General features: G+C 27.3%; 14 protein-coding genes. 2 read left to right on the top strand and 12 right to left on the bottom strand.

Annotation, left to right across the window (positions count from 1 at the left end; genetic code table 11):
* Window positions 1–4: 4 nt before the first annotated feature.
* The 6 genes from ACTS9J_RS03655 to ACTS9J_RS03630 are packed head-to-tail and all read right to left on the bottom strand — an operon-like array spanning window position 5 to window position 5,641.
* A complete protein-coding gene (locus tag ACTS9J_RS03655) occupies window positions 5–937 on the bottom strand; it encodes a glycosyltransferase (protein ID WP_448352872.1) in 933 nt (310 codons plus the stop codon).
* A gap of 1 nt (window position 938) precedes the next feature.
* Window positions 939–1,856: a capsular polysaccharide synthesis protein gene (locus ACTS9J_RS03650; protein WP_448352871.1), complete on the bottom strand. Its 918-nt coding sequence runs from the start codon at window positions 1,854–1,856 to the stop codon at window positions 939–941.
* Window positions 1,849–2,859 (bottom strand): glycosyltransferase family 2 protein, encoded by a 1,011-nt coding sequence (locus tag ACTS9J_RS03645; RefSeq protein ID WP_280037858.1) that lies wholly within the window; start codon window positions 2,857–2,859, stop codon window positions 1,849–1,851. Before ACTS9J_RS03645 ends, ACTS9J_RS03650 begins: the two co-directional genes overlap by 8 nt.
* Window positions 2,826–3,815, bottom strand: coding sequence for a glycosyltransferase (locus ACTS9J_RS03640; RefSeq protein ID WP_448352870.1), 990 nt, complete (start codon window positions 3,813–3,815; stop codon window positions 2,826–2,828). The genes ACTS9J_RS03645 and ACTS9J_RS03640 overlap by 34 nt, the downstream gene beginning before the upstream one ends.
* A 1-nt stretch (window position 3,816) precedes the next feature.
* A complete protein-coding gene (locus ACTS9J_RS03635; protein WP_448352869.1) occupies window positions 3,817–4,734 on the bottom strand; it encodes a glycosyltransferase family 2 protein in 918 nt (305 codons plus the stop codon).
* Between the two features lie 40 nt (window positions 4,735–4,774).
* Window positions 4,775–5,641 carry a glycosyltransferase family 2 protein gene (locus tag ACTS9J_RS03630; RefSeq protein WP_448352868.1) on the bottom strand — a complete coding sequence of 289 codons (867 nt, stop codon included), beginning with the start codon at window positions 5,639–5,641 and terminating at the stop codon, window positions 4,775–4,777.
* Between the two features lie 270 nt (window positions 5,642–5,911).
* Between ACTS9J_RS03630 and ACTS9J_RS03625 the strand changes: the two genes are divergently transcribed.
* Together ACTS9J_RS03625 and ACTS9J_RS03620 are read left to right on the top strand one after the other, a co-directional pair.
* Complete coding sequence (locus ACTS9J_RS03625; protein ID WP_448352867.1) at window positions 5,912–6,553, top strand: DUF6266 family protein; 642 nt, start codon at window positions 5,912–5,914, stop codon at window positions 6,551–6,553.
* Window positions 6,554–6,719: 166 nt separating this feature from the next.
* Window positions 6,720–7,010, top strand: coding sequence for a helix-turn-helix domain-containing protein (locus ACTS9J_RS03620; RefSeq protein WP_038331103.1), 291 nt, complete (start codon window positions 6,720–6,722; stop codon window positions 7,008–7,010).
* Window positions 7,011–7,067: 57 nt separating this feature from the next.
* On the opposite strand, the gene ACTS9J_RS03615 is transcribed toward ACTS9J_RS03620, so the two are convergent.
* The 6 genes from ACTS9J_RS03615 to ACTS9J_RS03590 are packed head-to-tail and all read right to left on the bottom strand — an operon-like array spanning window position 7,068 to window position 12,713.
* Window positions 7,068–7,964, bottom strand: a complete 897-nt coding sequence (locus ACTS9J_RS03615; protein WP_448352866.1) for a glycosyltransferase family 2 protein — start codon at window positions 7,962–7,964, stop codon at window positions 7,068–7,070.
* 3 nt (window positions 7,965–7,967) lie between these two features.
* Entirely contained in the window at window positions 7,968–9,068 is a 1,101-nt protein-coding gene (locus tag ACTS9J_RS03610; protein ID WP_448352865.1) for a DegT/DnrJ/EryC1/StrS family aminotransferase, read from the bottom strand.
* Window positions 9,068–10,594 (bottom strand): hypothetical protein, encoded by a 1,527-nt coding sequence (locus tag ACTS9J_RS03605; protein WP_448352864.1) that lies wholly within the window; start codon window positions 10,592–10,594, stop codon window positions 9,068–9,070. The genes ACTS9J_RS03610 and ACTS9J_RS03605 overlap by 1 nt, the downstream gene beginning before the upstream one ends.
* A gap of 1 nt (window position 10,595) precedes the next feature.
* Window positions 10,596–11,054 carry an acyltransferase gene (locus ACTS9J_RS03600; protein WP_448352863.1) on the bottom strand — a complete coding sequence of 153 codons (459 nt, stop codon included), beginning with the start codon at window positions 11,052–11,054 and terminating at the stop codon, window positions 10,596–10,598.
* Complete coding sequence (locus ACTS9J_RS03595) at window positions 11,047–11,448, bottom strand: sugar 3,4-ketoisomerase (protein WP_448352862.1); 402 nt, start codon at window positions 11,446–11,448, stop codon at window positions 11,047–11,049. The genes ACTS9J_RS03600 and ACTS9J_RS03595 overlap by 8 nt, the downstream gene beginning before the upstream one ends.
* Window positions 11,445–12,713, bottom strand: coding sequence for an ABC transporter ATP-binding protein (locus tag ACTS9J_RS03590; RefSeq protein WP_448352861.1), 1,269 nt, complete (start codon window positions 12,711–12,713; stop codon window positions 11,445–11,447). The genes ACTS9J_RS03595 and ACTS9J_RS03590 overlap by 4 nt, the downstream gene beginning before the upstream one ends.
* Window positions 12,714–12,729: the final 16 nt, after the last annotated feature.

The following is a 12,729-nucleotide window of genomic DNA, read 5'->3' as shown; positions in this document are numbered from 1 at the left end:
AGTATTAAAAATTAATTAAACCTTTAAATTGATTTTTTAAATACAATAATGGTGATTTAACATCAAGTAACTGTTGAAAAAGAAGTTTTTGGTAAAATAAATTAAATATATTTAACTTACTAACATTTAATTCATTTTCGATTCTTGATCTCATTGAAATATTTAAAAGATTCTTATATCGATAAGAATTATTTTTTGTTATTAAATCTTTATATACATCGTATGTAAATTTTATCTTTTCTCTTTTATTTTGAGACATAAAAACATTGTTTCCATGTATTCGATAAACAGCATCAAAATCCTTAGTATATAATCCTAATCCATGATCTAGTATATGATGTTTTATATGAGTATCACAATAATATTCATATTTAGATCTAATATTTAGATCTAATGCAGATGTTCTAAAAACTATTGTCATTGTTTGAATACGCATAAATTCTTCAAAATCTCTTTGAGAAAATTTAAACATTCCCATTCCCTTAAAAAAATCTTCTCTAAAATAAGGACAATCTACAGTTTCTCCGTTATTATATAATTCTTTATATTGATGACATGCTAATACTACATCTGGATTATCTTCTAAAATATCTATTTGTTTTTGCAATTTATTTTCATCTGTCCAATAATCATCGCCTTCACACATTGCAATATATTTAGCACTTGATTCTTGACACTTTTGTAATGTAAAAATAAAATTAGGCATCCAACCTAAATTTTTTGGTTGAGAAATAAATTCTACAAAATCTTTTTTAGGATGATTCTTTAAATAATTATCTACTACCTTTTTTGTATTATCTGTAGAACAATCATCAGATAAAATCACTTTATACTTAAAAGTTGTTTTCTGATTTAAAACATTCTCTAGAGCCTCAATAATATAATCTTGTTGATTATATGAAATCATGAAGACACTAACTAAATAATCTAATTCCATATTAAAGATATTTTTTTATAAGATTATTTTTAATAAAAAACATATAATTTAATAAACCTTTGAGCTTGTATTTCAAATAATAACTATATTTTTCATTTGAAAAAAAAACACTTCTTTTACTGAACTTTCCTAATCTTATATTATTATCAAGATTTCTTCTAATAAAGCCTGTAAACTTTATAATTTTAGGATATGGATTAGAATTTTCTAATAATATTGTAGAAACAAATTTTTTATAATCCATTTTTCTTCCAAAATAATAAAAATGAGGCATATCATTAGCTGACATCATTAATAATCTATAATCTTGAGACTCTCTCATTAACTTTATAGCAGAGAGATAAGGAAGAAGATAATCTTTAGCTTTTCCAATATTTTGCATAAAGTCTAAATTGTCTTTTATCTCATTAAAATAATTTACAGGATTTGGAGAAGTATAACATTTCAAATAATCTTCATACCATCTATTTATAAATAAGGAAGATTTTGTAGTCGCTAAAAAATAATTTTCGAGTATAGGATATTTTAAATTACTAGTACTTATATCAGAATAAAATCCAATTAATTCTGCTTTATGATTCTCTTGAAGTAATTCTAACCAATCAAAATTATCAGTTATATATGTACTAGCATCTATCCAAACACCTCCGTATTGCTTTAGTAAAGCTAACCTTATCAAGTCTGAATAATTAGCTATAGGAAAATCATCTCTTCTTTGTGGAAGATTTTCTAAATAATATTTTAAATTATTATCATTTAATACATTTATTTCATATCCTTTTAATTTAGATTTTATTGTTTTTAAACATATATCAACTGTTTCTGAACTTAGCCCATTCCAATATATCCAAACTATTTTAGGAATATTTTTTTTAATTTCATCAATATGCCCCCATTTAATAATATTTATATCATTCATTTTGAGTTTTATTTATTAAAAATGACGCTATTTTATAATGTTTAAATCTTATTAAAATTAATATTAAATAAAGTCGTTTATTAGTTCTATTAAAGAATTTAAAATTTTGTTTTACAAAACTACTTGCCTTACTTAAATTATCTAATCTCTCTTCTTCATCAATATTCATAAAAAAATCCTGAAAGATCCAAGTAAAATTTCTATTAATATATTTTTTTGATAATAAATTCAATTGATCTTTATTGATCATTTTTCTGAGATAACATCTATTTAATAGTTCTAGTCTTAAACACACCTTCATCAAAAAATCTTCAATTTTCTTTTTTTTATGAATAGCTGAATTTTCTCTTTTTACATAATTATAATTAGCCGATTCTAAAGTAATAATTGTTTTTATTTTTTCTAAATACTGATAATAAAATTCTTCATCTTCAAATAGTTTTTTATCAATATCAAATTTTAAATTATTATTAATTATAATACTTCTTATAAAAAATTTATTCCATAAATAACCATATTCAAAATCTACTTTATCATAAAATAAATGAAAGAAATCTTCATCAAGTTTATAATGACTACTTTCAAAATTAAATTTTAATGTTCTACATCCATTTAATTCATCATAAGCATTTTGAATTATAATAAACTCTTCATTTTCAGGAATATTATTCACAAAATCTTGTAAATATTTTGAATCTACCCAGTCATCAGAATCTATAAAAACCAAATAATTTCCTTTAGACTCTATAATACCTAAATTTCTTGCATTTGAAACTCCTTTATTTATGATATTTTTTATAAAAAATCTATCATCTTCTCTTACAAACTCTAGGCATATGTCTAAACTATTATCTGTTGATCCATCATTAATCAACAATACTTCAAAATTAGTATATATTTGATTCTTGATAGAATTTAAACATTTTTTTAAATATTCTTCTGTATTATAAATAGGTACTATTACAGATATTAAAGATTTTTTAGTATCCTTATTAACTTCCATTTTACAGTTTCTTTTAAGTTAAACAATTTTGAATGTTGTTTTTTATCTTCAACCAATTCAACTTGTTTTGGTAAATAGTTATTGAATAATAGTTTTTTACGGTAAATTTGATTAATCTGTTTAAGAATTGTTTCACTGCTTTTTAATCCTAATTTTTCAATCTTATCATCATTAAAATCAAACCTAGCAAAGTGATAGAAGACTAATTCTACATTATCGTTTACCATAAATCTGCCTTGTTGTGTAATTGATATCTTTCGTTCAACATCAACATTCCAATAGGCAACATTATAACCTAAATGTTTTAATGTATATAAACTATCTGTAAACAATACAGGAACAAGATTTAACCATGTTTGATCACAATATAAACCTCTCTGTAAATCAACAATACAATATTCTTTCAACATTCGTTTCCACCAATCAATAAATTGTTTAGAATACTGATTATTTTTTATTGCAAAAAAACCTGCATTAAATGTTCCATATGTTAAAAATGAGATGTTTCGTTCTATTTCTTTATTAAACTCATTAATCAAAATATTATGAGGGGTTAATATTATAGACGATTGCTGTTCATTATTATTTAATAATGTTTGAACATCTGCTAAAGGAGAGAAAAAATACAAGTCTGCATCTAAATAAATTAAGCCATTGGGTTGATCTTTTTCTAAAATAAATTCCGCAAAAAAAGGTTTTAAAGCACAAGCCATAGAGAAGTTATCATATTGACTTCTCATAATTGTATAATCACCTTGATTAAGCTTATTTGATAAAATATATTTATATCCTGAAAATAAGTCAGAATTAATTTGATGAAACTCTTCATTTTCTTTTTCTCCAAAAAGACAAATATAAAACTCAATATTAGGATGTAATTGAATAAAATTATCAGCTAAAGTTTTTGCTTGTGGTAAATAATTTTCACTAATAATTGTAAATGCTTTAATTGCCATTTTAATTAATTCGTTTTAATATTAGTTTTTTTAAAAGATAATAGTTATAAATAGCTGGAAAATTCTTTAATAATTCAGGCTTTCTAAAAATTTGATTTAATCCATACTTTGTAATAAAACTATCAAATATCCAATGGTGATAAGAAATATTCCATTTTATTTTATACTTATTTTTAATATAATTTAAAACAATAAAATATTCTTTAAATCTTCTTATTTCCTCTTTTGTACTTTTGGTTGTTCTTGTAGTTTGTTGATGTTGTCTAAAATTATTCAACTCTTCAGAAATAAAGCATAACTCTCCTTTTTCTAATAATTTCACCCAAAAATACCAATCACCAGCATATTTCATTTTAGAAACAATCTCATATGTTTCTTCTTGAATTTTACTCTTCTTAAAAATTATTCCACTTGCATTAGGTAAAGTATTTCTATAAAATAAATAGTTTTCTATTTCTATTTGTCCATTTTCACAATAATTATTTTCCCAATTTCTTGCTCCTATATATCCCCAATCCAATCTTCCAATTTTATTAGAGTTTTCATCAATAAGATTCGAAGCCGAATATGCTAAAACAACATCTTTACAGTTTTCTATTGTAACACATAATTTTTCTAAAAAAAATTGTTCTGCTACATCATCACTTTCTGCTAACCATATCCATTCACCTTTTGATAAATCAATTCCCTTTTTCCATTGTCTAAAAGTTGAACCCGAATTTTTCTCATTATAAACTATATGAGATACTTTCGTGTGATCGCGATATAATTCAATAATTTCTTTACTATTATCAGTGGAACAATCATCCAAAATAATAACTTCAAAATTTTGAAAAGTTTGATTTAAAATACTATCAATACGTTCTTTAAGGTAAGATGAATGATTATAATTTGGGATAATTACAGATACTTTTGGCATAATCTCAATATTTTTTTATAATAACTCAACTAATTATTAATTATCTCCCAATACAAGCCAATACTTTATCAATTAACTTATATCTTTTAGAGTTCAATTTTTTGTTTTTTTCAACTAACTCTGTATTTAAATTTAATATAATATTATTAAATTGATTAATTTGTTCGTTTTTGAATTGTAATCTTGATTTTACAAAATTCACTTTTAGATTATCATCTATTATTTCATATAGTCTAAGACAAGCTTTCAGTTCATTTTGAATCATATGACTTAAATCTTTTGTCATACTTTCTGAATGAACTCTATAATAAGCTTGCCGTTTATTAATCATCATTATTTTAGGTGATGTTTTTAGTGTTTCTAACCAAAAAAACCAATCCTCTTTTGCTTTTAGATCTTCATTAAAATTACTAATAATATTACACCTAAATAAGCCACAATGAATAGGAATAGAAAATTTTAAATCCCAATTAAACAGTATTGTTTCATAAGAGATCATTTCATCTATAAATACACAATAATCATTCAAAATTTTATCTTCTTCGAATAATTGATAATTACTTATTAAAATGTCATTAGTATGAAAAAAAATAGATGCGTCTAAAAATTTGTTGTGATCTATTTTATCATCACAATCTAAAAATTGTATCCACTCGCCTTTTGCTTTCTCTATACCCGCATTTCGGGCAGATGACAAGCCTCCGTTTTCTTTTTTGAGATAAATAAAGCGTGTATCTTTTTCTACCCAACGTAGTGCAACTTCTTCTGTATTGTCTGGAGAACCGTCATTTACAATAATACATTCCCAATTTTGATAGGTTTGATTTAAGACTGATTGTAGACATTCGTCCATATAAATAGACTGATTGTAGCAGGGAACAATAACGGATATAAGTGGTTGGTTCATTTAGGTAAATTGTTAGGTACAAATATAATCAATATTCATTATCAGATAATTATTCATGCTCAAAAACTATAGAAAAGACTTTCAGTGGATATACAGTGGATATAAAATGGATATACAACAAGCTTAGAAACCATATAGAAAAGACTTTTAATTACTATAAAAAACACGACAATAGGCAAAATGATGCAAAACTAGGCAAATTTCGGAAGCAGATTAGCTTACAATCAAAAGTTAAAGCAACTTTGAGACATTAACAAAAAATTCACCATTATGGGAAAAGTAAATGATTCATTATTATCAGGCACATCAGGACGCACAGGGCGTATCGTAGTAGCCAATGTTTTTGGAAATGAAATTTCTAAAATTAGACCTCGAAAAAGAAGCAAAAAACCTTCTCTAAAACAGCAGATGATTCAACAACGTATGAAAAAATGTGCAGAATTTATGGCCTCATATCGTTCGTTTGCATGTAATCATTTTGGCAGAAGAGTTGGTATGACATCTTGCTACAATTTGGCAATGACCAATCTACTCGAAAATTTTGTAATTAATCATGCGAACCAAAGTTTCAACATCAATTATCCAGCAATAAGTTTTGCAAGAGGAAACCTATTAGGTATTATTGGCGTTACATTTAATATGCCATCTACAGATTCTTTAGAAATCAATTGGCAAAACAACGCTGGATCAATTACTGAACGTGAAAATGATTGGCTACAAGTGCTTTTTGGAGTAGAAGACCAGTCGAACACCATCTTCTTAGAAAATGTAGCAATGCGCAGTAGCGAAACTTACACCGCCATCATTCCACCTATAGAAAATGGAAATACTGTACACGTCTGGCTTTCTTTCAGGTCAGAAGATAACAGCGATGTTTCCAATACGTTTTATGCAGGTTCTTTAACAACCTAAAGCTTTCTTCAAATCAGCATTGACGCCATTAAAAGCTCAATGCTGATTTGTATAAAACAACAATATATTTTGATTACTCAAAGTTTATCATTAACTTAACTGTTTTAATTTAAACACATTAACAAATGTCTGAGTAATTATTCAATAATCTAAAAAACTTAAAACAATGAAAAATTCTACTTATTCACAACATTATTTGTATGCGCTACAAAAGACCACAAAAAAATTAATCCGAAAAAACATAGATCAACTCATCTTTACTGATGATGATATATTATGTGATGAAGAAGTCATGAAAATACTGAAAATTTCGAAAAGAAGCCTCTTCGATTACCGTAAAAAAGGACTTTTACAATACATTAAGATAGGTGGTCGATATTATTACATTCGCCTATTTTTATATTTAGACTTACTGCATCTTTACCAAATTCCATTAGAACATGATGACGATGGATAGCTATAAAATTGGCTTGAAAATTTTCAAATTATAAGGTGGTAATAAAAAGTACTAATCTTAAAAAAATCTTGATATTAATTTATAAAAATAAATGGGTAAATTGTATTTTATTGCCATATCTAATCTTTTAATTTTAAATGGATAGTTATTATATAATACTTTTAATTGTGATTCAAATTGATAATTATTAACATATTTAATATACATTTTATTATTTATGATATGTTTTGCAACTCCTATTCTATCAAACATTAGTTTCAACTTCAAATCTTCTAATTCAATTCTTTCCGCTTTTGTTTTAGAAATATTATTTTCGTGTTGCCTATAATAAGCTAACTTTTCGGGAATATATCCAATGAAATATTTTTCATTAATTTTCAACCATCGGTAATAATCCTCAATAATAAATTCAGAATCGTATTTTCCTGTATGTTTTACAACATCCAATCTCATCAAAACTGTTAATGCTGCAATCCTGTTACCTTTTATCAATTCTTGTCTAAAAAAAAGTGGATCAACTAATCCTAATTGATTATAGTCAGCAATATCAACAATGATATCTGATTCCTCATCTATAGAAAATGTATCCGTAAACACCATTCCATACTCATCTCCTAATTCTTCTAACTTTGTAACAGATTTTTCGATGGCTTGTGGATGTAGAAAATCATCAGCAGCAATTAACTTAATGTATTTTCCTGTGGCTAACTCAATGCATTTATTCAAAACCGTAGCCAGCCCTGTGTTTTTGGTATGATAATTCTTTTTTGCGGGATAATTGTTTTCTTTTAACCAAGTTTCAAAAACCTCAACAGAATTGTCTGGTGAGGCATCGTCCGCGACAATCAATTCTATATTAGGGTAAGTTTGAGCTTTGATACTATTCAAGTTCTCTTCAATGTATTTCGATTGGTTATAAGAAACAACAACAATGGTGACTAAAGGAGATTCCATTTGTTAAAACAGATTCACTACATTAATAATCTCGTTTACTTCATCATCTGTCAATACAGATGAGATTGGCAAGCTCAAAACTTCATTGTGCATTTCTTCTGAAATAGGAAAAGATAAATCATTCATTTCCTTATATGCCTGTTGTTTGTGAGGCGGTATTGGGTAGTGAATAATCGTTTGAATACCTTTTTCTTTTAAATAGTTTTGTAGCGCATCACGCTCCTTTGTACGAATTACGAAAACATGCCAAACGTGTTCTTCTTCGTCCTGTGGATTTTCCGGTAATGTAATTTTAGGATTCTTGATTTCAGAAATAAAACGTTTTGCAATCTTGCGGCGGGCTTCATTTTCTTGGTCAATATATTTCAATTTTACATCTAATACTGCAGCCTGCAATTCATCTAAACGAGAATTTAATCCTTTGTAGATGTTTACATATTTTTGGTTAGATCCATAATTAGCAATTGCACGAATAGTTTTTGCAAGTTCGTCATCATTTGTTGTAACTGCACCAGCATCTCCTAAGGCACCGAGATTCTTCCCTGGATAAAAACTAAATCCTGCTGCATCTCCCAAATTTCCAGATTTAATATCTTGCCAAGTTGCTCCAATTGCTTGTGCATTGTCTTCAACAATTTTTAGGTTATGTTTAGCTGCAATAGATTTTAATTCTTCACTAAAAACAATTCTTCCTTGTAGATGAACAATCAAAATTGCTTTTGTTTTTGGACTAATCGCTTCTTCAATCTTCACAATGTCAATGTTAAAATTAGTGTCATCAGGCTCTACCAAAACTGGAACCAAACCGTTGTCAGAAAGCGCTAAGATAGAGGCTATGTAAGTGTTGGCAGGTACGATAACCTCGTCACCAACCTTCATAATACCTAACTCTATATATGCTCTAAAAATAAGACGTAGAGCATCTAAACCATTAGCAACACCAATTGCATATTTTGCACCAATATAGTGAGCTAAATTATTCTCGAAGTTCTTCACTTCTTCTCCCATTAGATACCAACCCGAACGAAAAACATCTAATAGTTTTTGTTCAATTTCTTGTTGATATATTAGGTTTATTTTTTGTAAGTCTAGGAATTTGATCATTATTTATAGATATAGTATGATTTTGTAGAATCTATTTTACTTCTAGTTTTGATTATCGTACTGGTATATGTACTTTTAAAAAATCCATCATCAAATCGTATAGCAGGATTCTTATCAATTGCGAATGTTACTGAATTATCTCTTGTGCTTTTATCAATTTTATTACTTGGAAATTCTACATCCATTTCCCATGATGCGCGATTGTAATAAGATTTCGTCATGATATCCATCATTGGATTTCCAGGTATAAAGATAACTTTTTTATATTTTTTAGAAATTGTAATTCCTTCCTTATAGTTCAAATAAATTTCTTGAGGCATAAAAATCCCTGATACAATAGGTAAATCATTACAGTAAACGTAAGGAGTTTGTTCAAAGTTTTTATTAAAATAAGGATGCATTAGTCTTATATAGCTGAAAACTGACAACGTCAAAATGCAACCTATTAATAGAAATCTATAAGTTAAATAATCTTTGAAAATATACAGAAAAATATAGCCAATTAAAAAAATAGGACTATTGTATCCCCAAGATAAAGAAGAACACCACGCAATAACAATGATAAGTAACCCTGAAATATTAACTTTCTTAAATTTAATAAATAAAACGACAAAATAAACAAATAATATATTGATGTAATTGGCTGGTATATGCTGATTTATTGGGGATAGATAAGTTATAAATAAAGTAAAAGCAGAAATATAAAATAGTATAGTCGTAAAGGATGTGCTATTATAAAACCAAACAAAAATCAGAAATACTAAAAACAATATATTTTTTAGCGTAGTGTTGAAAAAATAAGTTTTTACTCCTGCCTGAAAAAGTTGCTTCAGGCTAGATGAATTACTCGTCTGTTGAATAAATAAATTAAAGTTATTGAATAAATCATATTTATAAGAAATGAATACAATACATAGTATAGTAAAAAGGAAAAACAAAAAGTCTTTCTTTTTAATTTTATATCCATTTTTGTATAGTAAAACTAAGTTCACAGCAATTGTGAATGCCGCGAAAATATAAAAAGATTGCTTTGATGAAGCAGCGATTAAGCTTAGTATGATAGAGGATAAGAAATATTTTCTTTGACAAAAATAAATAGCAATTACTCCAAAAAAAATTCCGTCTACTGTATGCCACGGCATTAAATTGAAATAATGAATAAATAAAAAAAATATAAGGAGCGTGTAGATTTTGTAATACTGGGTAACATTTGCAATCTTCATTAAAAAAAAGCTAATCAATAAAGATTCTAATACAAAAATGAACCTAGATATTAATAGTAAATAATGAGAATCTTTAGAAATTACTTTAAGCAATAAATCCCAAAAAATAACATTTCCAAAAGGTCTTACTAAGTCGAAGTCTTTGTAAAGAGTCTGTCCTGCGTCAATACGTCCAATGAAAGACAAAATAAACCCCGAATCAATATTATCTAAACCATAAATGCTACTAAAAATAACATAAAATACTGTTAAAAAACATAATAAAAAAAACAGAATTTGATTTCGATCGTTAATGTGCGGCATATTACGTTTTTCTTAAAAATTTTGCTGGATTACCCACCCAAATTTCATTATCTGGTACATCTTTAGTTACCACACTTCCTGCACCAATCATCGCATTTTCACCGATTGTAATTCCTGCTAATATGGTTGCATTAGCACCAATCGAAGCACCTTTTTTTATTACTGTTTTTTTTAATTCAAAATTAGAATTCTTTGAACGAGGAAATAAATCATTTGTAAAAGTAACATTGGGACCAACAAAGACATTATCTTCTAAAGTTATTCCGTCCCAAATTTGTACACCTGGTTTTATAGTAACATTATCACCTATTACAACATCATTTTCAATAAAAACTTGACAATTAATATTGCAATTATTTCCTATTTTAGCCCCTTTTAAAATAACACAAAATTGCCAAACAGAAGTATTTTCTCCTATTTGGGTGCTTTGTACATCGGCTAATGAATGAATTTTAGGCATTATTGTAATTCTTAAATTCCTCAAAATCTCTAAAATAATCTTCTTCTGTATAATGTTCAGAAGCTAAACATAAAAGTACGGCATTATGTGTAAAATGAATATCTCTCCAAATTAAATTAGGAATGTGTAAACCTTTACTTGGATGATCTAAAACGAAAGTTTCTTTATTTCCATTCTGATCTTCGGTATTAAAAGTAATGGTTCCAGAAACAGCAAAAATAACTTGTTCAAGATTTTTATGTGCATGACCACCACGCACTACGTCTTGTGGTGTATAATATGTCCAATAAACCCTTTTTATATCAAATGGAATATTTTTTTGAGCTTCAGCAATCGTTATATAGCCAAGTTCTGATGAACCTATTTTATCTAGAATTATGATTTGAGGCTTCATAATTGAAAATCAATTTTATAATCAAAATTAGGACGAATAATACCTGGATAAATATGTGTTTTTGTCCCTACTTTTACATTCTCTACTTCAAAACCAATTAAATTATCTATATTAAACAATGCTTCAGATTGATTTTTGCCAAATATTAGTTTGAAATAATAATTCCCAGCATTCAACATACCAGCAGGCATATCAAATTCTATAGTATAAATTCCTGATTTAGAATCATTATTAACTGAAATTAATTTAGCAACATGAAATACAACAAGTTCTTCAAAATTACGCAATTCAAAAGTTGCGTCAAGATTAATATCAGATTGGGTATTACAAAATTGAAGTTTGATACGAATACCAGATTCAACATCTATTATTTTTCCTTCTATCGGCTTTGCTGAAAACTCAAGAATTTTAATGTTAGTATTCCCTACAGCTTCATCCAAATTTTGAGCAATATAGCTATTCGATAATTCGTAATCTTTTTGGTATTCTAAAATAGTTTCAAGCATATCACCTTTATAACTCACTTCTCCATATTTCATTAGAATACCTGTATTACATAACTCTTTTACTGCCGTCATATTATGACTCACAAACAAAATAGTACGTCCTTCACCTTTTGTAACATCGCCCATTTTTCCCAAACATTTCTTTTGAAATTCGGCATCACCAACAGCAAGAACCTCATCAACAATCAAAATTTCTGACTCTAAATGCGCTGCAACAGCAAAAGCTAAACGTACATACATCCCAGATGAATAGCGTTTTACTGGTGTATCTATATAACGTTCTACACCTGCAAAATCAACGATTTCATCAAATTTTCGTGTGATTTCTTTACGCGTCATTCCAAGAATTGCTCCATTCAAATAAATATTTTCACGACCTGTCATTTCTGGATGAAAACCTGTACCAACTTCTAACAAAGAAGCAATACGTCCTTTGTATTTTATAGAACCGGTTGTTGGTTTTGTAACGCGAGAAAGTAATTTCAATAATGTTGATTTACCAGCTCCATTTCGACCAATAATCCCAACAGCTTGCCCCTGTTCTACTTGAAAATTAATATCTTTTAAAGCCCAAACGTAATCCGAATCTCCTTTTTGAGTACGGTCATTGGCTTCTCCAATCTTAAGATATGGATCTTCTTGCCCTGTTATATTTGCCCACCAACGTTTAATATCATGTTGCAATGTTCCAGTACCCACTTCTCCTAAACGATACTGTTTTGAAACATTTTCAACATCTAAAACTATATTTTTTGACATCATTAAATTCTTAAAA

It is taken from the genome of Empedobacter sp. ULE_I140 (assembly GCF_053482575.1).
This window is presented reverse-complemented; position numbering and strand designations above follow the sequence as displayed.

Bases quoted from the DNA above. Each gene is read 5' to 3' on its own strand.
- ACTS9J_RS03595 (WP_448352862.1), bottom strand. From the start codon at position 11,448: ATGAAGCCTCAAATCATAATTCTAGATAAAATAGGTTCATCAGAACTT.
- ACTS9J_RS03645 (WP_280037858.1), bottom strand. From the start codon at position 2,859: ATGGAAGTTAATAAGGATACTAAAAAATCTTTAATATCTGTAATAGTA.
- ACTS9J_RS03610 (WP_448352865.1), bottom strand. From the start codon at position 9,068: ATGATCAAATTCCTAGACTTACAAAAAATAAACCTAATATATCAACAA.
- ACTS9J_RS03590 (WP_448352861.1), bottom strand. From the start codon at position 12,713: ATGTCAAAAAATATAGTTTTAGATGTTGAAAATGTTTCAAAACAGTAT.
- ACTS9J_RS03635 (WP_448352869.1), bottom strand. From the start codon at position 4,734: ATGCCAAAAGTATCTGTAATTATCCCAAATTATAATCATTCATCTTAC.
- ACTS9J_RS03650 (WP_448352871.1), bottom strand. From the start codon at position 1,856: ATGAATGATATAAATATTATTAAATGGGGGCATATTGATGAAATTAAA.
- ACTS9J_RS03600 (WP_448352863.1), bottom strand. From the start codon at position 11,054: ATGCCTAAAATTCATTCATTAGCCGATGTACAAAGCACCCAAATAGGA.
- ACTS9J_RS03625 (WP_448352867.1), top strand. From the start codon at position 5,912: ATGGGAAAAGTAAATGATTCATTATTATCAGGCACATCAGGACGCACA.
- ACTS9J_RS03620 (WP_038331103.1), top strand. From the start codon at position 6,720: ATGAAAAATTCTACTTATTCACAACATTATTTGTATGCGCTACAAAAG.
- ACTS9J_RS03605 (WP_448352864.1), bottom strand. From the start codon at position 10,594: ATGCCGCACATTAACGATCGAAATCAAATTCTGTTTTTTTTATTATGT.
- ACTS9J_RS03615 (WP_448352866.1), bottom strand. From the start codon at position 7,964: ATGGAATCTCCTTTAGTCACCATTGTTGTTGTTTCTTATAACCAATCG.
- ACTS9J_RS03655 (WP_448352872.1), bottom strand. From the start codon at position 937: ATGGAATTAGATTATTTAGTTAGTGTCTTCATGATTTCATATAATCAA.
- ACTS9J_RS03640 (WP_448352870.1), bottom strand. From the start codon at position 3,815: ATGGCAATTAAAGCATTTACAATTATTAGTGAAAATTATTTACCACAA.
- ACTS9J_RS03630 (WP_448352868.1), bottom strand. From the start codon at position 5,641: ATGAACCAACCACTTATATCCGTTATTGTTCCCTGCTACAATCAGTCT.